The 19241-nt window shown below is 62.7% G+C and carries 19 protein-coding genes; 5 read left to right on the top strand and 14 right to left on the bottom strand.

The annotated features are described in order from the left end of the window. Positions 1–150 precede the first annotated feature (150 nt). Together HX851_RS27380 and HX851_RS27375 are read right to left on the bottom strand one after the other, a co-directional pair. On the bottom strand, positions 151–912 hold the full coding sequence (locus HX851_RS27380; RefSeq protein ID WP_177062885.1) for a YdcF family protein: 762 nt from the start codon (positions 910–912) through the stop codon (positions 151–153). A 124-nt stretch (positions 913–1036) separates the two neighbouring features. Further along, on the bottom strand, positions 1037–1357 hold the full coding sequence (locus HX851_RS27375; RefSeq protein WP_177062884.1) for a hypothetical protein: 321 nt from the start codon (positions 1355–1357) through the stop codon (positions 1037–1039). A gap of 223 nt (positions 1358–1580) precedes the next feature. On the opposite strand from HX851_RS27375, the gene leuS reads away from it, so the two are divergent. The 5 genes from leuS (at position 1581) to HX851_RS27350 (ending at position 7785) form a co-directional block, all read left to right on the top strand. Next, positions 1581–4187 (top strand): leucine--tRNA ligase, encoded by a 2607-nt coding sequence (leuS, locus tag HX851_RS27370; protein ID WP_177066098.1) that lies wholly within the window; start codon positions 1581–1583, stop codon positions 4185–4187. Positions 4188–4272: 85 nt separating this feature from the next. Continuing rightward, a complete protein-coding gene (locus HX851_RS27365; RefSeq protein WP_177062882.1) occupies positions 4273–4878 on the top strand; it encodes an LPS-assembly lipoprotein LptE in 606 nt (201 codons plus the stop codon). A 40-nt stretch (positions 4879–4918) separates the two neighbouring features. Then, positions 4919–5956, top strand: a complete 1038-nt coding sequence (holA, locus tag HX851_RS27360) for a DNA polymerase III subunit delta (protein ID WP_177062881.1) — start codon at positions 4919–4921, stop codon at positions 5954–5956. Positions 5957–6234: 278 nt separating this feature from the next. Further along, on the top strand, positions 6235–6396 hold the full coding sequence (arfA, locus tag HX851_RS27355; protein WP_177062880.1) for an alternative ribosome rescue factor ArfA: 162 nt from the start codon (positions 6235–6237) through the stop codon (positions 6394–6396). A 72-nt stretch (positions 6397–6468) separates the two neighbouring features. Continuing rightward, complete coding sequence (locus tag HX851_RS27350; RefSeq protein WP_177066099.1) at positions 6469–7785, top strand: lytic murein transglycosylase; 1317 nt, start codon at positions 6469–6471, stop codon at positions 7783–7785. Positions 7786–7917: 132 nt separating this feature from the next. On the opposite strand, the gene HX851_RS27345 is transcribed toward HX851_RS27350, so the two are convergent. The 12 genes from HX851_RS27345 to nadD form a co-directional block, all read right to left on the bottom strand. Further along, on the bottom strand, positions 7918–8874 hold the full coding sequence (locus tag HX851_RS27345; RefSeq protein WP_177062878.1) for a S66 peptidase family protein: 957 nt from the start codon (positions 8872–8874) through the stop codon (positions 7918–7920). 3 nt (positions 8875–8877) lie between these two features. Next, positions 8878–9903, bottom strand: coding sequence for a lipoyl synthase (lipA, locus tag HX851_RS27340; RefSeq protein ID WP_256262571.1), 1026 nt, complete (start codon positions 9901–9903; stop codon positions 8878–8880). A 1-nt stretch (position 9904) separates the two neighbouring features. After that, a complete protein-coding gene (lipB, locus tag HX851_RS27335; protein ID WP_177062877.1) occupies positions 9905–10555 on the bottom strand; it encodes a lipoyl(octanoyl) transferase LipB in 651 nt (216 codons plus the stop codon). Further along, positions 10555–10830, bottom strand: a complete 276-nt coding sequence (locus HX851_RS27330) for a DUF493 domain-containing protein (RefSeq protein WP_042934383.1) — start codon at positions 10828–10830, stop codon at positions 10555–10557. The genes lipB and HX851_RS27330 overlap by 1 nt, the downstream gene beginning before the upstream one ends. Before the next feature lie 126 nt (positions 10831–10956). Then, on the bottom strand, positions 10957–12120 hold the full coding sequence (locus HX851_RS27325; protein ID WP_177062875.1) for a D-alanyl-D-alanine carboxypeptidase family protein: 1164 nt from the start codon (positions 12118–12120) through the stop codon (positions 10957–10959). Positions 12121–12436: 316 nt separating this feature from the next. Further along, positions 12437–13450: a septal ring lytic transglycosylase RlpA family protein gene (locus HX851_RS27320; RefSeq protein ID WP_177066100.1), complete on the bottom strand. Its 1014-nt coding sequence runs from the start codon at positions 13448–13450 to the stop codon at positions 12437–12439. Further along, positions 13450–14460 (bottom strand): lytic murein transglycosylase B, encoded by a 1011-nt coding sequence (gene mltB / locus HX851_RS27315; RefSeq protein ID WP_042934202.1) that lies wholly within the window; start codon positions 14458–14460, stop codon positions 13450–13452. Before mltB ends, HX851_RS27320 begins: the two co-directional genes overlap by 1 nt. A 17-nt stretch (positions 14461–14477) precedes the next feature. Beyond that, positions 14478–15581: a rod shape-determining protein RodA gene (gene rodA, locus HX851_RS27310; protein WP_042934380.1), complete on the bottom strand. Its 1104-nt coding sequence runs from the start codon at positions 15579–15581 to the stop codon at positions 14478–14480. Positions 15582–15619: 38 nt separating this feature from the next. After that, positions 15620–17506, bottom strand: coding sequence for a penicillin-binding protein 2 (mrdA, locus tag HX851_RS27305; RefSeq protein ID WP_177062873.1), 1887 nt, complete (start codon positions 17504–17506; stop codon positions 15620–15622). Positions 17507–17515: 9 nt separating this feature from the next. Further along, positions 17516–17983 (bottom strand): 23S rRNA (pseudouridine(1915)-N(3))-methyltransferase RlmH, encoded by a 468-nt coding sequence (rlmH, locus tag HX851_RS27300; RefSeq protein ID WP_040071182.1) that lies wholly within the window; start codon positions 17981–17983, stop codon positions 17516–17518. 9 nt (positions 17984–17992) lie between these two features. Further along, positions 17993–18487 (bottom strand): ribosome silencing factor, encoded by a 495-nt coding sequence (rsfS, locus tag HX851_RS27295; protein WP_177062872.1) that lies wholly within the window; start codon positions 18485–18487, stop codon positions 17993–17995. Between the two features lie 70 nt (positions 18488–18557). Further along, the gene (gene nadD / locus HX851_RS27290) at positions 18558–19220 is read right to left on the bottom strand and encodes a nicotinate-nucleotide adenylyltransferase (RefSeq protein ID WP_177062958.1); all 663 of its coding nucleotides are present in this window, start codon (positions 19218–19220) and stop codon (positions 18558–18560) included. Positions 19221–19241 lie beyond the last annotated feature (21 nt).

The raw sequence follows: 19241 nt of genomic DNA, 5'->3' as shown, positions 1-19241 counted from the left end.
GAGTCCATCCAATTACAAGGTTCGGTGTTGGCGATCGTTCCCACGCTCTGCGTGGGAATGCCTGTCAGGACGCTCTGCGTCCGCCTTTGTGACGCAGAGCGTCACGGGCCGCATTTCCACGCGGAGCGTGGGAACGATCGGGGAGTGATTTCAACGGTAAAACAGCCGGTAGCCGACCTGCCCCACCGCTTCATTGATCAACTGCCCGCTGCGCCAGATCGCCTTGAACTCCGGCATCCAGCCGCCCAGCGGGCTGGCGTTGTCCCGACCGAGGAAACCGACCGGTGCCGGCACCACGCTGAAGCCGGCCTTTTCAAAGCTCCACACCGCCCGCGGCATATGGGCCGCATGGGTCACCACGACCACCCGCCTGATGCCCAGCGGCGCCAGCAGTTCATGACTGAACCGGGCATTTTCCCAGGTGGTGGTGCTGCGCTCTTCCAACCAGCGAACCGTCACGCCGGAATCGTCCAGCATCGACTGCGCCATCAGCGCCGCCTCGCTGGGCGGCGTACCGTAATGCAAGCCACCGCTGGTCAATACCGGCAGGCCCGAGGCCTTGGCCAAACGGGCGGCGTAGCGCTGGCGCTCCAGGCCGATACCGGTCGGCTGGTCACTGCCCCAGGCCGGATCGCCCCGTTCGCGCCCCGAGCCCAGCACCACGATCGCATCGGCCCGCTGCGCCAGATCCGCCCATTCCTCGTGTTTCAACGGCGGCACGGTTTCCAGCGCCCGCGCGGACCATTCGACCACCACCGGTAGGCTGATCAACCAGAACCCGCCCAGTCCCAGGGCAAAACACAGCCCCGCCAGGCGCGGCCGGCGGCGACGAAACCACCAGGCAAGCGCCAGCAACAGCAAGAACAGGCCGGGCGGCAGAAGTAATTGTTTCAGGATGAAGCGAACAGGCATCGAGCACCTCCAGAAGATGCTCGAAGCCTAAGTGCATCAGGATCAATCAACAACATTCCAGATCCATGACTTTCAGATACAAGCCAGGCCAACGACAAACAACAGGATGCAGCCGGGCGGATCCTTACTTGATCCGCAATGATTTGAAGCGCGCCGAATACAGCTTGGGCGCCCTGTCCTTCAACCAGATGACCTCGGCCGAACGCACCCCATCCTTCTGTTGCGCTACTGCTGTGGCCGCCCCCGACGCGTCGTTACCGCTCAGGTCCAGATAGGCCCTGATCAGTTCGAACTCGGCGCGGCTCAAGCCCCGTAACTCCAGCTCGGCAGGCCGCTCGTCACGCAAGCGAACCGCCGTCCTTGCAGCGTCCAGGGCAAGCCCAAGACGCGTGATCAGACGCTCGTACAACTCGGGATCAGTTACACTTCGCTGCGACTCCAACATCCGTTCACCTCATTGAAGATAAGAATCACTCCCCCCTCTAAGAGCTTAGCGGTGCCCGGCCAACCGGCAGGCCGCCGCGACCAACGGCTTTTGTCGCGCAATCAGGGTTTCCCTCGATAGAGCGGCGTCATGTATGCTACGGCGCTTCCTGTAACTCCACTTCCAGCAGCACCCAGACGGTGCGTTGAAGAGGATTAGGCCACCCTTTCCAGTACAAGTAGCCATGCACGAACACTATCAGCCCCGTGAAATCGAAAATGCCGCCCAATCGTTCTGGGACGAGCAAAAGTCCTTTGAAGTCAGTGAACAGCCAGGCAAGGAGACTTACTATTGCCTGTCGATGTTCCCTTACCCCAGCGGCAAGCTACACATGGGGCACGTGCGCAACTACACCATCGGTGACGTGATCGCGCGCTACCAGCGCATGCAGGGCAAGAACGTCCTGCAACCGATGGGTTGGGACGCCTTCGGCATGCCGGCGGAAAACGCCGCGATGAAGAACAACGTCGCACCGGCCAAGTGGACCTACGAAAACATCGCCTACATGAAGACCCAGCTACGCAGCCTGGGCCTGGCGGTGGACTGGTCCCGCGAAGTGACCACCTGCAAGCCGGACTACTATCGCTGGGAACAATGGCTGTTCACCCGCCTGTTCGAAAAAGGCGTGATCTACCGCAAGAACGGCACCGTCAACTGGGACCCGGTGGACCAGACCGTACTGGCCAACGAACAAGTGATCGACGGCCGCGGCTGGCGTTCCGGCGCGCTGATCGAAAAGCGCGAAATCCCGATGTACTACTTCAAGATCACCGCCTACGCCGATGAGCTGCTGGAAAGCCTCGACGACCTGCCGGGCTGGCCCGAGCAGGTCAAGACCATGCAGCGCAACTGGATCGGCAAGTCCCGCGGCATGGAAGTACAGTTCCCGTACGACGTCGCCTCCATTGGCGAAGCCGGTGCCCTGAAAGTCTTCACCACCCGTCCGGACACCCTGATGGGCGCGACCTATGTCGCCGTCGCCGCCGAACACCCGCTGGCGACCCAGGCGGCTCGCAACAACCCCGAGCTGCAAGCCTTCATCGCTGAATGCAAGGGCGGCAGCGTGGCCGAAGCCGACGTCGCCACCCAGGAAAAGAAAGGCCTGCCGACCGACCTGTTCGTCGAGCACCCGCTGACCGGCGAGAAACTCCCGGTGTGGGTCGCCAACTATGTGCTGATGCACTACGGCGACGGTGCCGTGATGGCGGTTCCGGCTCACGACGAGCGTGACTTCGAGTTCGCCACCAAGTACAGCCTGCCGATCAAGTCGGTGGTGCGCACCAGCTCGGGCGAGACCAACCCGGCGCCCTGGCAGGACGCCTATGGCGAGCATGGCACGCTGATCAACTCCGGCGAGTTCGATGGCCTGGACTTCGCCGGTGCGTTCGATGCCATCGAAGTCGCGCTGATCAAGAAGAACCTCGGTGCCTCGCGTACCCAGTTCCGCCTGCGCGACTGGGGCATCAGCCGCCAGCGCTACTGGGGCTGCCCGATCCCGATCATCCATTGCGACACCTGCGGCGACGTTCCGGTACCGCAAGACCAGTTGCCGGTCGTGCTGCCGGAAGACGTGGTGCCGGACGGCGCCGGTTCACCGCTGGCGCGCATGCCCGAGTTCTACGAGTGCACCTGCCCTAAATGCGGCAAACCTGCCAAGCGTGAAACCGACACCATGGACACCTTCGTCGAATCGTCCTGGTACTACGCGCGCTACGCCTCGCCGCACTACGAGGGTGGCCTGGTCGACCCGAAAGCCGCCGACCACTGGCTGCCGGTGGACCAGTACATCGGCGGTATCGAACACGCGATCCTGCACCTGCTCTACGCGCGCTTCTTCCACAAGCTGATGCGTGACGAAGGCCTGGTCAGTTCCAACGAACCATTCAAGAACCTGCTGACCCAGGGCATGGTAATCGCCGAGACCTACTACCGTCGCGAAGCCAATGGTGCCTACACCTGGTTCAACCCGGCGGACGTGGAACTCGAGCGTGACAGCAAGGCCAAGGTCATCAGCGCCAGGCTGATCTCCGACGGCTTGCCGGTAGAGATCGGCGGCACCGAGAAGATGGCCAAGTCGAAGAACAACGGCGTCGACCCACAGTCGATGATCGACCAGTTCGGCGCGGACACCTGCCGCCTGTTCATGATGTTCGCCTCGCCACCCGACATGAGCGCGGAATGGTCCGACTCCGGCGTCGAAGGCTCGCACCGTTTCCTCAAGCGCGTCTGGCGCCTGGCGCAGGCCCACGTTTCCCAGGGCCTGCCGGGCAAACTGGACATCGCCGGCCTGAACGACGAGCAGAAAGCCATTCGCCGCTCGATCCACCTGGCCATCAAGCAGGCCAGCCACGACGTCGGCCAGAACCACAAATTCAACACCGCCATCGCCCAGGTGATGACGCTGATGAACGTGCTGGAAAAAGCGCCGCAAGGTACCGCACAGGATCGCGCACTGGTCCAGGAAGGCCTGGAAACCGTGGCGCTGCTGCTGGCGCCGATTACCCCGCATATCTGCCACGAACTGTGGAATCAACTGGGTCACGCCGACCCGGTGATCGACGCCGGCTGGCCGGTGCAGGATGACAACGCCCTGGTGCAGGACAGCCTGGTACTGGTGATCCAGGTCAACGGCAAGCTGCGCGGCCAGATCGAAATGCCGGCCAGTGCCAGCCGCGAAGAAATCGAAGCGGCGGCGCGGATCAACGAAAACGTACTGCGCTTCATCGATGGCCTGACGATTCGCAAAGTGATCGTCGTGCCCGGCAAGCTGGTCAATATCGTCGCTAGCTAATTGGACCAGGCGCCCGCAGTGACGGGCGCCTTACAAGACTTCCGGGGTCGCAGCGTCGACCCACGGTTTCAAGGGGAGCAACAAGATGATCAAACGCAATCTGCTGGTAATGGGCCTTGCAGTGCTGCTGAGCGCATGCGGCTTCCAGCTGCGCGGCACCGGCAATACCGAACTGACGATCAAGGAACTGTCGGTCAGCGCCCGCAACTCCTACGGTGACACGGTCAAGCAGTTGACCCAGGTACTGGAGCACAGCGGCGTCAAGGTCTACAACGGCGCGCCCTACAAGCTGATCCTGACCAATGAACAGGAAACCCAGCGGGCTGCCAGCTACAGCGGTTCGGGTCGTACCGCCGAGTACGAACTCAACACCGTGCTGACCTATGAAATCCATGGCGACAAGGACCTGACCCTGCTGGGTGGCAAGCTGGAAGTGCAGAAGTACTACGTGCACGACGGCAACAACATCACCGGCGGCGACGCCGAGGCCGAGCAACTGCGCAAGGAAATGCGTCGCGATCTGGTGCAACAGATGGTCATCCGCCTGCAACTGCTGACACCGGAACAACTCGACGGCCTGCAGCAAACCGCCGATGCCAAGGCCAAGGCGGACGCCGATGCCCTGGAAGCCGCGCGCAAGTACGAAGACTCGATACCGAAGCAATCACCTCTGGAACTGCCGCAGCAGTAAGCCGGACGGGGCGCCCCAGGCGCCCCGCCGCTATCCGCCTATGAAACTCGCCCCCGCCCAACTCGCCAAACACCTGCAAGGCAGCCTCGCGCCCGTCTATATCATCAGCGGTGACGATCCGTTGCTGTGCCAGGAAGCCGCCGACGCCATTCGCGCCGCCGCGCGCCAGCAAGGCTTCGACGAACGCCAGGTGTTCAGCGCCGATGCCAATTTCGACTGGGGCACGCTGCTGCAAGCCGGTGCCAGCATGTCGCTGTTCGCGCAAAAGCGCCTGCTGGAACTGCGCCTGCCCTCGGGCAAGCCAGGCGACAAGGGGGCCGCCGCGCTGATGGAATATTGCGGCCGGCCGGCCGAGGACACCCTGCTGCTGATCAGCCTGCCCAAGCTAGACGGCAGCGCGCAGAAAACCAAGTGGGGCAAGGCCCTGGTCGAAGGCCAGCAGACCCAGTTCATCCAGATCTGGCCGGTGGATGCCAGCCAGTTGCCGCAATGGATTCGCCAGCGCCTCTCGCAGGCCGGGCTGTCCGCCCAGCAGGATGCGGTGGAACTGATTGCCGCACGGGTCGAAGGCAACCTGCTGGCGGCGGCCCAGGAAATCGAAAAGCTCAAGCTGATGGCCGAGGGTGGGCAGATTACCGTTGAAACGGTGCAGGCCGCGGTAGCCGACAGCGCCCGCTTCGATGTTTTCGGCCTGGTCGATGCCGTGCTCAATGGCGAGTCGGCCCATGCCCTGCGCATGCTCGAAGGGCTGCGGGGCGAAGGGGTCGAACCACCAGTGATTCTCTGGGCCCTGGCCCGGGAGCTGCGACTGCTGGCCAACCTGTCCCAGCAATACAGCCAGGGCGTGCCGCTGGACAAGGCCTTCAGCCAGGCCCGGCCACCGGTCTGGGACAAACGCAAACCACTGATGAGCAAGGCCCTGCAACGGCATTCGGCACAACGCTGGAGCCAGTTGCTGATGGACGCCCAGCGGGTCGATGCGCAGATCAAGGGACAGGCCGCCGGCTCGCCCTGGAGCAGCCTCAGCCGTCTCAGCCTGCTGATGTGTGGGCAACGGCTGGCATTGCCGCCAGAATAATCCAATTCAATGCACCGCCCACCTCCACGGGGCGTGGCATCAACACGCCTTTGCGGTGAAGCACAAACCCTGTAGGAGCCGGCTTGCCGGCGATGGGGCCCTTGATTCATCGGGTGCCTGTCCGAACGCCATCGCCGGCAAGCCGGCCCCTACAGGGGGAGGCGGCGCGCGCAGCATTGATGCAGATGCTCTCCATGATCGCCAAATGCCCCCACTGGACAGCACCGGAAATCTGCCTGATGATTCGTCCTCTTTCACCCCATCAAGAGTGCAGCATCATGAGCAAGCCGTCCCGGCGCCGCCACAACAAAGCCAAATCGATCATCGCCCAGCCACTGTTCCGAAGCCATCAGGAACAACCCGCCAAGGGCAAAGGCAGCTACCGCCGCGAAGCCTTCCAGTCTAAAAGCTGGGAGGCTTCTGACTTTCTGGCTGCGTAAAAGTGTCATCACGACCTGCCCCCCTCAGGCATGATAAGGTCAGCACCTGATTCGCATTCTCCGGACCCGCGCATGCCCTTTAGTCTCACCCTCCGTTGGCCGTTGCGCCGACTGTTCGCCGCCACCAGCTTCATCCTGCTCGTCGCCTGTGCGGAAAAGCCCACCGCCGCCGACGCCCAGCCGCTCCAGACACTGCCCGCGGCTCCCGCTCCCGTTCCTGCGCCACAGCCCGCCAATGACCCGTTGAGCATCCAACCCGCCCAGAGCTTCGATGACTGGCAAGCCGCCTTCCGCGCCGAGGCCTTGCGCGCCGGTATCACGGCCAGCACCTTTGACACCGCCTTTGCCGGCGTCACCCCAGACATGAGCGTGATCAAGGCCGACCGCAGCCAACCGGAATTCACCCGGCCGGTGTGGGAATACCTCGACGGCGCGCTCTCGGCACTGCGCGTGCGCAAGGGCCAGTCGCTGCTGGTCCAGAACAGCGCTCTGCTGCAAAGCATCGAGCAACGTTATGGCGTCGACCGCGAAGCACTGGTCGCCGTGTGGGGCATGGAAAGCAATTTCGGCCAGTTCCAGGGCGACAAATCGGTGATCCGCTCGCTGGCGACCCTGGCCTATGAAGGCCGCCGTCCGGGTTTCGCCCAGAGCCAGCTGCTCGCGGCACTGCAGATCATCCAGCATGGCGACATCCTGCCGGAACAGATGCTCGGCTCCTGGGCCGGGGCCATGGGCCAGACCCAGTTCATCCCGACCACCTACAACAGCTATGCGGTGGATTTCGACGGGGACGGTCGTCGCGATATCTGGAACGATTCCGCCGACGCCCTGGCCTCGACCGCCAACTACCTGCAAAGCTCCGGCTGGCAGAAAGGCCAGCCCTGGGGATTTGAAGTCACGCTGCCGACCGGGTTCGACTACGCCCTGGCGGACGGTGCCATTCGCAAGCCGGTGAGCGAGTGGCTGCAGATGGGTGTGCAGCTCCCTCCAGGGGCCGCCCTGCCCTATGGCGCCGCGTCGCTGTCGGCCTCGCTGCTGCTGCCGGCAGGCTATCGTGGACCGGGTTTCCTGGTGCTCGACAACTTCCGCGCCATCCTCAAGTACAACAACTCATCGTCCTATGGCCTGGCCGTCGGCCTGCTGTCCCAGCGTTTCAACAGCGGTGGCGTGATTCGCGGGAGCTGGCCGAAAGACGACCTGCCGCTGAGTCGTAGCGAACGGATGGAGTTGCAGACGGTACTCAGCGCCAACGGTTACGACGCGGGCAATCCCGATGGGATCATCGGAGCCAATACCCGCAAGGCGATCCGCAGCGCACAGCAGTCGCTGGGCTGGCCGGCGGATGGGTATCCGACCCACAAGCTGCTGGAGAGCTTGCGCAACCGATAGATCAGCCGGGCCCTCAAGACCGCCAAAAGCTTCGGGGGCAAGCCCCCTCCCACAGGTTTTGCAAGGCCCGCAATACCCGGCACCACTCGAACACCGTGGGAGCGGGCCGGGCCGCTGAACAGGCGACCGGACTTACGCGATCAGCACCACGTCCTGCTCCAGGACAAGCTGCCGGGCATCAGCATCCAGGCGCACCTGAGCCCCCAACGGCAGCGTCAGGTTCGGGTCGCAATGCCCGCTGCGCCAACCCGCCAGTACCGGAATACCCAACGCCCCCAGTTCCTGTTTGAGCAGGCGCGCCAGCGCATCGGCGTCGACGCCGGCGAAATCCCCCACCAGCACGCCTTTGAGGCCTTCCAGCTTGCCGGCCAGGCGCAGGTGGGTCAGCAGCCGGTCCACCCGGTACAGCGGCTCGTTGACGTCCTCGATCAGCAGGATCACGCCATCGGTATCGATCTCGTAAGCAGTGCCCAGGCTCGCGCAGATCAACGACAGATTGCCGCCCTGCAGAAGCCCGGAAGCAACGCCAGGGATGACAGTAGTCAGCGGATAAGCGTCGGGATGCTGGAGTACATCGCCGGCCCGGACGTGCCCGGTCAGCAGATTGAGGAGTGAAGACTCCGTGGGTGGCTGCTTGTCCCCCAGCAGGTCGATATTGAACATCGGCCCGTGAAACGTCATGAATCCGGCATAACGCGCAATCGCCAGGTGCAGCGCGGTGATATCGCTGTATCCCACCAGAATCTTTGGATGTTTTTTGAGCAGATCGTAATCGATCTTGTCCAGCAGTCGCGGGCAACCGTAGCCGCCGCGCAGACAGAGGATGGCATCGATTTCAGGATCGGCAAAAGCGTCGTGCAGATCCTGCAGGCGAACCTCATCGGTGCCGGCAAGGTAGCCGTCCCGTTGCAAGACACCAGGAAATATCCGCAGCTCGTAACCACGAGCCTGCGCCCACTGCTGGGCCTTGAGCGGGTCAAGGGCCACGGGGCCGGCGGGAGCGATCAAGCCGATCACCCCGCCTCCGGGCAGCGCCGAAACCGCACTCTGGACCGGATAGGGCGCCTGCACGGGTCGACGACTGCTCATCCCTTACGCCCCGATCAGTTCAGCCTTGACCAACTTGGCCTGCTCGTCGGCGTGGTACGAGGAACGCACCAGCGGGCCCGAAGCGACGTTCTTGAAGCCCATCTTGTAACCTTCCTCGGCGAACCAGGCGAAGGTGTCCGGGTGCACGAAACGCTGCACCGGCAGGTGGCTGCGGGACGGCTGCAGGTACTGGCCGAGGGTCAGCATATCGATGTCGTGTTCGCGCATGCGCTTCATGACTTCGATGACTTCCTCGTCGGTCTCGCCCAGGCCGAGCATCAGGCCGGACTTGGTCGGAATGTGCGGCATCATCTGCTTGAAGCGTTGCAGCAGGGTCAGCGACCACTGGTAGTCGGAGCCCGGACGCGCGGCCTTGTACAGGCGCGGCACGGTTTCCAGGTTGTGGTTGAACACATCCGGCGGCTCGGCGGCGGTGATTTCCAGCGCGATGTCCATGCGTCCGCGATAGTCCGGGACCAGGGTCTCGAGCTGCACGTTCGGCGACAGCTTGCGGATCTCGCGGATGCAGTCGGCGAAGTGCTGGGCACCGCCGTCACGCAGGTCGTCGCGGTCCACGGAGGTGATCACCACGTACTTCAGGCGCAGGTCGGCAATGGCGATGGCCAGGCTTTGCGGCTCGTTGACGTCGAGAGGTTTCGGCCGGCCGTGGCCGACGTCGCAGAACGGGCAACGACGGGTGCAGATATCGCCCATGATCATGAAGGTCGCGGTGCCACCGCTGAAGCACTCGCCCAGGTTCGGGCAGGACGCTTCTTCACAGACGCTGTGCAGCTTGTGCTTGCGCAGCAATTGCTTGATGCGGTCGACTTCCGGCGACACCGGGATACGTACGCGAATCCAGTCCGGCTTCTTCGGCAGCTCGGTGGTCGGGATGATCTTCACCGGAATCCGCGCCACCTTCTCGGCGCCACGCAGCTTGACGCCGGTTTCGACTTTCGCACGGGCCGGGCGCTCGGAAACATCCAGCGTCGGGATCAGGGTTTGCACAGCGTCTTGCGCAGTAGTCATATCAATCGATTCCGCCCGTTAGGGTCGTCTGCTCAGCATAGTCGAGGTGTTTGACGAGCTGCGCGCGCAGCCGGGCACTTACCTCGGCAAATTCAATCGGTCCTGTGTGGTCGCGCAGCTGGGTCATCGCCAGCCCCGCATAACCGCAGGGGTTAATCCGCCGAAACGGCTCCAGGTCCATGTCGACGTTCAACGCCAGGCCATGGAAGGAACAACCGTTGCGAATCCGCAGGCCCAGGGAGGCGATTTTCGCGCCATTGACATAAACCCCGGGGGCGTCGGCCTTGGCTTCGGCATTCACACCGTAGCTGGCCAGCAATTCGATCAGGCAGCGCTCCATCCGGCTGACCAGTTCGCGTACGCCAAAACCGAGGCGGCGAACGTCCAGCAACAGATAAGCCACCAGTTGGCCAGGCCCATGATATGTCACTTGGCCGCCGCGATCGACCTTGACCACCGGAATATCGCCCGGCAGCAGCAGGTGCTCGGCCTTGCCGGCCTGACCCTGGGTGAAGACCGACGGGTGCTGCACCAGCCAGACTTCATCGGGAAATTCTGCGGACTTGCGTCCGTCGGTGAATCGCTGCATCGCATGCCAGACCGGCTCGTAAGCGGTCTGGCCGAGCTCGCGAAAGCCCAGCACATCCGCCATCACAGCACCATGTGCACGAAGCCGGTGGCCCGCAACTCGCTGTTGATGTTGTACAGCTGGTCCTGGTCGGTGGCGACGATGTGCAGCTGGATCGTGGTGTACTTGCCATTGGTGCTCTGGCGTTCGTCCACCCGGTTGTCGTTGATCGTCGCGTGTTTCCTGACGATCTCGACGATCTTGTCCTTGTTGCCCACACCCGTGTCACTGATCACCTTGACCGGATAGTCGGTGACGGGGAATTCGATTTTCGGCGCTTTTACTTCAGTGTCTGTCATGACAATAACGGCCTCGTAAGCCCAGGCAACGGACATACCTCGCGCCCGGGTCAGGCGCGAGGTACGTAAATCGACACTATTTGTTCAAATTGCTGCTTGTTCACATGGCTACGTGTTCAAGGTGCTTCAGTTGAACATGCCGTAGAAGAACATGCGGATGCTATCCCACAGGCGACGGAAGATACCACCTTCCTCGACCGCTTCCAGCGCGATCAGATCGGCACTGTGAACGACCTTGTCATCCAGTTTGACTTCCACTTTACCGATCACGTCACCCTTGGCGATAGGAGCGACCAGTTTCGGGTTGATGGTCATGCTGGCGGCAAGCTTTTTCAGCTGACCTTTAGGCATGGTCATGGTCAGGTCTTCGGCCAGGCCGGCCTTGATCTGGTGGGTAGTGCCTTTCCAGACCGGCGCCTGGGCCAGTTCGGTGCCCTTCTGGTAGAAGGTCTGGGTTTCGAAGAAACGGAAACCGTAGGTCAGCAGCTTCTGGGTCTCGGATGCACGGGCCGATTCGCTGTTGGTACCGAACACCACCGCGATCAGGCGCTGGCCGTCACGGACCGCCGAGGACACCATGCAGTAGCCGGCCTCTTCGGTGTGGCCGGTCTTCAGGCCGTCAACGGTCTTGTCACGCCACAGCAGCAGGTTGCGGTTGGGCTGCTTGATACCGTTCCAGAAGAATTCCTTCTGCGAGTAGATCGCGTAATGCACCGGGTCGACGCGGATGATCGCGCGAGCCAATACCGCCATGTCGTGAGGCGACGAGTAGTGCTCCGGGTTCGGCAGGCCGGTCGGGTTCATGAAGTGGCTGTTGGTCATGCCCAGGTCGGCGGCGGTCTTGTTCATCATGTCGGCAAAGGCGTCTTCGCTGCCGGCGATGTGTTCGGACAGCGCAACGCTGGCGTCGTTGCCGGACTGGATGATGATCCCGTGCAGCAGGTCGCTGACGGTGACCTGCGAGCCGACCTTGATGAACATCCGCGAACCGCCGGTACGCCAGGCGTTCTCACTGACGGTCACCGGATCGTTCTCGCCGATCTGGCCGCGACGGATTTCCAGGGTCGCAATGTAGGCGGTCATCAGCTTGGTCAGGCTGGCCGGTGGCAGGCGCTGGTCGCCGTTGTTCTCGACCAGCACGTTGCCGCTGGCGGCATCCATGAGCACATAGGCTTTGGCGGCGAGTTGCGGCGAAGCCGGCAAAGCCATGTCATCGGCGGCCCAGGCGGCGGGCGCAATGATCAACGGCACAAGCAGGCACAAACGTTTGGCAAAGGTGGTGATGTTCATCCGTCTCTCGAAATCGCTAATGGAAACTTGCCCTTGCGGGCAAAACTAATCAGACAGCCAACGGCTGCCCCGTGTCAGGTTGCTCGCGCCCCCCCTTTACAAGGGCACATGAAAACTACTGCGCTCGGCAATACGGCGTTAAAAGCAGGCTTGGAATGCTCATTTACAGCAGTAAACTCCGCTTCCTCGCCTGCTTTTGCCTTGTCTTGCCTTCGCTCGCTACGTTTTCAAGCGCCCTTGAGGCTTTTATTATCAGACGAACCAACAACCAGGACCCGACCCTTGGGACGCGACCGAATCCATAATTGTGCCTGTGTTACTCCGACGTCACCAGACTCGGCGAACCGAGATTGGCCAGGCGGACGCTGTTCTGTACCTGCTGCACTTCATCCGGCGTGCCGATCGGCCCCATCCGCACCCGGTGCAGCGTCTGCTGGTTGCGCACGATCGAACTGACGAACACCGGCGCCTTGACCATCGAGCTTAGCTTCGATCTCAGCAGTTCGGCAGCGTCCGGGTTCGCGAAGGCGCCCACCTGGAGATACTGGCCAGAGGCTGGTACAGAACCGTTTTTTTTTGCATCGGCCTGTACAGGGACAACGTCGGTCGCGTGTTGTTGCGGCGGTGGCGTCCACTGCTCGATGGTCCCGGTGGACGCGGTCAGAGCAGGTGCGGAGGCCTGTGCCACTTGCGGCTCGTTGAGCATCAGCGGCGCCGGGCGACCACGCTGGGCCCACCATTGCTGCGGATCGATGCCTTCGACCTTGACCCGCGCCGTACCGATCTCGGCGTAACCGAGCTTCTTGGCGGCGGCGTAGGACAGGTCGATGATCCGGTCCGAATAGAACGGCCCACGGTCGTTCACCCGCAGGATCACGCTGCGGTTGTTGTCCAGGTTGGTCACCCGCACATAGCTGGGCAGCGGCAGGGTCTTGTGCGCGGCACTCATGCCGTACAGGTCATAGACCTCGCCATTGGCGGTGTTCTGGCCATGGAACTTGGTGCCGTACCACGAGGCCGTGCCCTGGGCGACATAGTTCTTCGAGTCCGGCAGCGGGAAGTAGGTCTTGCCCAGCACGGTGTAAGGGTTGGCCTTGTAGGCACCGGTGTGCAGGGTCGGCGTGGCGTCGGGAATCCGCGACACATCCACGTCCCACCAAGGCGCGCCGTCCTTGTGGGCCCGGTTGATGTCCAGCCCCGGCTTGGCGCGAATGGCATTGGAAGACGACGACTGATAAGGCGAGCGGCTGGTCGAACAACTGACCACCAGCACCGCCAACGCGGTGTAAGCCAGCAGTTTCAGTGGTTTTTGAATCGGCAAAGCCTGCATTACTTGACGCCCCGTGCTTGGACCAACAGGTCAGACAGCTGATGCACGGCCATGGCGTACATTACGCTGCGGTTATAGCGCGTGATCGCATAAAAATTCTTCAGGCCCATCCAGTATTCAGGGCCATTGTCGCCTTCCAGGCGAAATGCCGTGACCGGCATATCATCGCGCAGCGCATCATGACTCGACCAGCCCAGCGCCCGCAACTCCCCAACGGTCTTCACCGGATCGATGCCCGGGCTCAAACCCTGGTCGACCAGGTCGCCACGCACGTCGGCGCGACTGACCACCGGCTCGCCGGCCACCCAGCCATGTCGCTTGAAGTAGCTGGCAACGCTGCCGATGGCATCGTCGGCGTTGGTCCAGATATTGATATGGCCGGTACCGTCGAAGTCCACCGCATAGGCGCGGAAACTGCTCGGCATGAACTGCGGCAGCCCCATCGCCCCGGCGTAGGAGCCCTTGAGGCTGAGGGGATCGAGCTGTTCCTCGCGGGCCAGCAGCAGAAACTCGCGCAGTTCCTTGCGGAAAAACTCGGCACGCGGCGGATAGTCGAAACCCAGGGTCGACAAGGCGTCGATCACCCGGTAGTTGCCGGTGTTGCGACCAAAAAAGGTCTCCACGCCGATGATCGACACGATCACCTGGGCCGGCACGCCGTATTCCTGCTCGGCGCGGGCCAGGGCCGCCTCATGCTGGCGCCAGAAGTCGACACCGCGGGCGACCCGGGCATCGGTGAGGAACATCGGCCGGTATTCCTTCCATGGCTTGACCCGCTCGGCCGGACGGGAAATCGCATCGAGAATGCTCTGCTTGCGCTCTGCCTGGCGGAACACTTCCATCAGTTGTTCGCCGGCGAAACCGTAATCGCGGGTCATTTCACCGACGAATTCGGCCACTTGCGGTGATCCTTCGTAATCACCGGCCAGCGCACTCTGCGCCGCCCCCAGGCAGCCGACAAGGCTCATCCATGGAGCGCATCGAGCCGCCCAGCCGCGCATCACTTGCATTGAATTCTTCACCTTAATCAAACCTGTGCGATCCACTTGCGGTGGGTATGGATCGACATCAAAACCCCAAACGCTGACAGCAGCGTCACCAGCGAAGTTCCGCCATAGCTAATGAATGGCAACGGCACGCCCACCACCGGCAACAGGCCACTGACCATACCGATGTTGACGAAAACATAAACAAAAAATGTCATGGTCAGGCTGCCCGCGAGCAGCTTGCCGAACAGGGTCTGGGCCTGGGCGGTGATCACCAGCCCCCGGCCGATCAGCAGCAGGTAGATCAGCAGCAGGGCACAGATGCCCACCAGGCCGAACTCTTCGCCCATGACCGCGATGATGAAGTCGGTGTGGCTCTCCGGCAGGAAGTCCAGGTGCGACTGGGTGCCCAGCAGCCAGCCCTTGCCGAACACGCCGCCGGAACCGATGGCGGCCTTGGACTGGATGATGTTCCAGCCGGTGCCCAGCGGATCGCTTTCCGGATCGAGGAAAGTCAGGATCCGTTGCTTCTGGTAGTCGTGCATGATGAAGAACCACATGCCGACCGCCACCGGGACCGCCGCCGCCAGCACGCTGAGGATCCAGCGCCAGCGCAGGCCGCCCATGAACAGCACGAAGGCACCGCCGGCCAGGACCAGCAACGAGGTGCCGAGGTCGGGCTGGCGTACGATCAGGATAAACGGCACGCCGATCAGCATCAGGCTGATACCGACGTGCTTGAGTTGCGGCGGCAGCGTGCGCTTGGACAGGTACCAGGCGATGGTCGCCGGCATCAGGATCTTCATGAATTCCGACGGCTGGAAGCGAATCACCCCGGGAATGTTGATCCAGCGCGTGGCGCCCATGGCGTTGTGGCCCATGACATCCACCACCACCAGCAGCATCACCCCCAGCACGTAGGCCAGCGGCACCCAGCGGGCCATGAAGCGCGGCTCGAGCTGGGCGATGACAAACATCGATACCAGGCCGATGCCGAAGGAAGTCGCCTGCTTGATCAGCAGGTCCCAGCTTTTGCCGCTGGCCGAATACAGGACGAACAGGCTGCCGGCCGCCAGGGTCAGCAGCAGGACCAGCAGCGGGCCATCGATGTGCATGCGCTGCAACAGCGTGGCCCGGCGGCGCATCACATCCTCACTGGAGAGGATGCGATCGAAATTGGCGATCAAGGCGTAGCCTCCGCGGTAGTGGTGCCAGCGTATTCAGGTTTGATCCGGCCATCCGGGCCGAGCAACCAGGCGTCCATCACCTGGCGGACCACCGGTGCCGCGACGCCGGAGCCGGACTCACCGTTCTCGACCATCACCGCCACGGCGATCTTCGGATTGTTGGCCGGGGCAAAGCCGACGAACAGGGCATGGTCACGATGGCGTTCCTGGACTTTCGAGCGATCGTACTTCTCACCCTGCTTGATCGCCACGACCTGGGCCGTGCCGCTCTTGCCGGCGATCAGGTACTGCGAGCCGATCGCCGCCTTGCGCGCGGTGCCCCGGGCGCCGTGCATCACTTGTTGCATACCATGGCTGACCTTGTCCCAGTCGGACGGGTTGCGCAGGACGATATCCGCCATCGGGTTTTCATCCAGCGGCTTCTGCCCTTCGATGGTCTTCGCCAGGTGCGGACGATTCCACACGCCCTTGTTCGCCACCAGCGCCGTGGCCTGGGCCAGTTGCAGCGGCGTCGCCTGCATGTAGCCCTGGCCGATGCCGAGGATCAGTGTCTCGCCGGGGAACCAGGCCTGGCGGCGCGTGGTGCGTTTCCACTCGCGCGATGGCATCAGCCCCGGCGATTCCTCGAACATGTCCAGGGACACCTTCTGCCCCAGGCCGAACTTGTTCATGTAGGACGACAACCGGTCGATCCCCAGCTTGTGGGCCAGATCGTAGAAGTAAGTGTCGTTGGAACGCATGATGGCCGTGTCCAGGTCGACCCAGCCGTCACCGGTGCGGTTCCAGTTGCGGTATTTGTGGTCGTAGTTCGGCAGTTCGTAGTAACCGGGGTCGAAAACCCGCGTCGAGGCATTGACCACGCCGCTGTCGAGGCCGGCGATTGCCACCGCCGGCTTGATGGTCGAGCCCGGCGGATACAGGCCGCGCAAGACCCGGTTGAACAGAGGGCGGTCGATGGAGTCGCGCAGTTCGGCGTAGGCCTTGAAACTGATACCGGTGACAAACAGGTTCGGGTCGAAGCTCGGCTGGCTGACCATCGCCAGTACCTCGCCAGTATTCGGGTCCAGCGCCACCACCGCGCCACGCCGGCCGCCGAGGGCTTCCTCGGCGGCTTCCTGCAGCTTGATGTCCAGGCTCAGGACAATGTCCTTGCCCGGTACCGGATCGGTGCGCTTGAGCACCCGCAGGATGCGCCCGCGGGCGTTGGTCTCGACTTCCTCGTAACCGACCTGGCCGTGCAACTCCGCTTCATAGAAGCGCTCGATGCCGGTCTTGCCGATATGGTGGGTGCCGCTGTAGTTCACCGCGTCGAGGATTTTCGCCTCTTTCTCGTTGATGCGCCCCATGTAGCCCACCGAATGCGCGAAGTGCGCGCCCTGTGGATAGTGGCGAACCAATTGGGCGACCACCTCGACGCCCGGCAGGCGGAACTGGTTCACCGCCACCCGCGCGATCTGCTCTTCGGTCAGCTCGAACAGGATCGGCACCGGCTCGAATGGCCGGCGCCCCTGGCGCATGCGTTTCTCGAAGAGCACGCGGTCCTCGGGCGTCAGTTGCAGGACGTCGACGATCACATCGAGGACCTGCTGCCAATCGCCGGATCGCTCGCGGGTCATGCTCAGGCTGAAGCTCGGCCGGTTATCGGCCACCACCACGCCATTACGGTCATAGATCAGGCCGCGGGGCGGCGGGATCGACTGCACATGGACACGGTTGTTTTCCGACAGGGTCGAGTGGTAGTCGTACTGGATCACCTGCAGGAAATACAGGCGGGCGATCAGCACGCAAATAAGCAGCACGACCACGACTGCGCCGACCACGACACGGTTACGCACCAGACGGGCGTCTTTCTCGTGGTCCTTGAGGCGGATCGGCTGGGTCATTCGGCAGGCTTATTTGTGGTAAGGGTGCCCGGACAGCACGGTCCAGGCGCGATACAGCTGTTCACCGATCAGAATCCGCACCAGCGGATGCGGCAAGGTCAGCGGCGACAGCGACCAGCGCTGATCGGCCCGCGCACAGACTTCCGGCGCCAGCCCCTCGGGGCCGCCGACCATGAAGTTGACCGTGCGCGAATCCAGCCGCCAGCGATCCAGCTCGACCGCCAACTGCTCGGTGCTCCACGGCTTGCCATGGACTTCCAGCGTGACGATACGCTCGTTGGGACCGACCTTGGCCAGCATGGCCTCGCCTTCCTGACGGATAAAGCGTGTCACGTCGGCATTCTTGCCCCGGGTATTGAGCGGTATTTCCACCAGTTCCAGCGCCAGTTCGGATGGCAGGCGCTTGGCATATTCATGCCAGCCTTCTTCCACCCACTTGGGCATGCGGGAACCGACAGCAATCAGGCGCAGGCGCACAACCGCACCTTATTCCTGGTCTTTGTTGAGCTTGATGAAATGCTCATGGGTGTTTTCCGGGCTGTGGTGTGCGGCGCTGGCCGAACGGCTCTGCTCGGCACCCTGCCACAGACGCTCCAGGTCGTAGAACTGACGGGCGCTGGCGGTCATCATGTGGACGATCACGTCATCCATGTCCAACAGGACCCAATCGCTGTCGCCCTTGCCTTCTTCACCCAGCGGCTTGACGCCCAGGGCCTTGACCGCTTCGCGGACCTTGTCCAGCATCGCGCCGATCTGGCGGTTGGACGTACCGGTGGCGATGATCATGAAGTCGGTGATGCTCTGCTTTTCGCGAACGTCGATGACCAGGATGTCCTGGGCCTTGACGTCTTCCAGGGCCGCCACGGCGATCTTGACCAGCTCTTCGCCCTTGAGGGGCTCACCGCTGAGGACTTTCTCCGGCAGCGGAGCACTCTTGAACGTGCCTTTACGCTTTACTTTGTTTACGTCGTTGTTCGTCATATAAAACTCGTTTTGCTCGTATGTTCGGGCGCTTCACTACACGGCTGTCCGTGCTTTCAAGCGCGCCTTTTCAGTTCGACGCACGGTACAGCCCGTGCGCATCGATATAGGCCAGGACCGCGTCAGGCACCAGGTAACGTACCGACTTACCGCTGGCCAGCAGTTGACGGATCTGGGTGGCCGACACCGCGAGGGGCGTCTGCCAGACGAATGTAATGTGCCCGCCAGGCCCCGGCAGGGCCTTCGGGTCGCTGACCGACCGCGCGGCCAGCAGGTTGCGCAAGGCATCCGGCGGTTCGCTGTCGGCATCCGGGCGTTGCAGCACCAGGATATGGCAATGCTGGAGCAACTCCTCCCAGCGATGCCACGTGGGCAGGCCGCAAAATGCGTCCCAGCCCAGTAACAGAAACAACTGGTCCTCGGCGGCCAACTCGGCCCGCATGAGTTCCAGGGTGTCGATAGTGTAGGACGGCTTGTCCCGTTGCAGCTCGCGATCATCGACCACCAGCGGCGAGACGCCGGCCACCGCGCAATCGACCATCGCCAGACGATCGACCGCCGAAACCTGCGGCGTATCCCGATGGGGCGGCCTGGCGCTGGGCGTCAGGCGCAACTCATCGAGTTCCATCAATTCCGCGACTTCCAGGGCACTGCGCAAATGGCCGATGTGCACCGGGTCGAAGGTTCCACCGAGCACACCGATGCGCCGAGGTGGAACTTCGCGAACGGTCATGGCGGCTGACTGGCGTTTATC

It is taken from the genome of Pseudomonas gingeri (assembly GCF_013385635.1).
Classification (GTDB): domain Bacteria; phylum Pseudomonadota; class Gammaproteobacteria; order Pseudomonadales; family Pseudomonadaceae; genus Aquipseudomonas; species Aquipseudomonas gingeri_A.
Note: the sequence above shows the minus strand (reverse complement) of the source record. Positions and strands in the feature narration are given on the sequence as shown.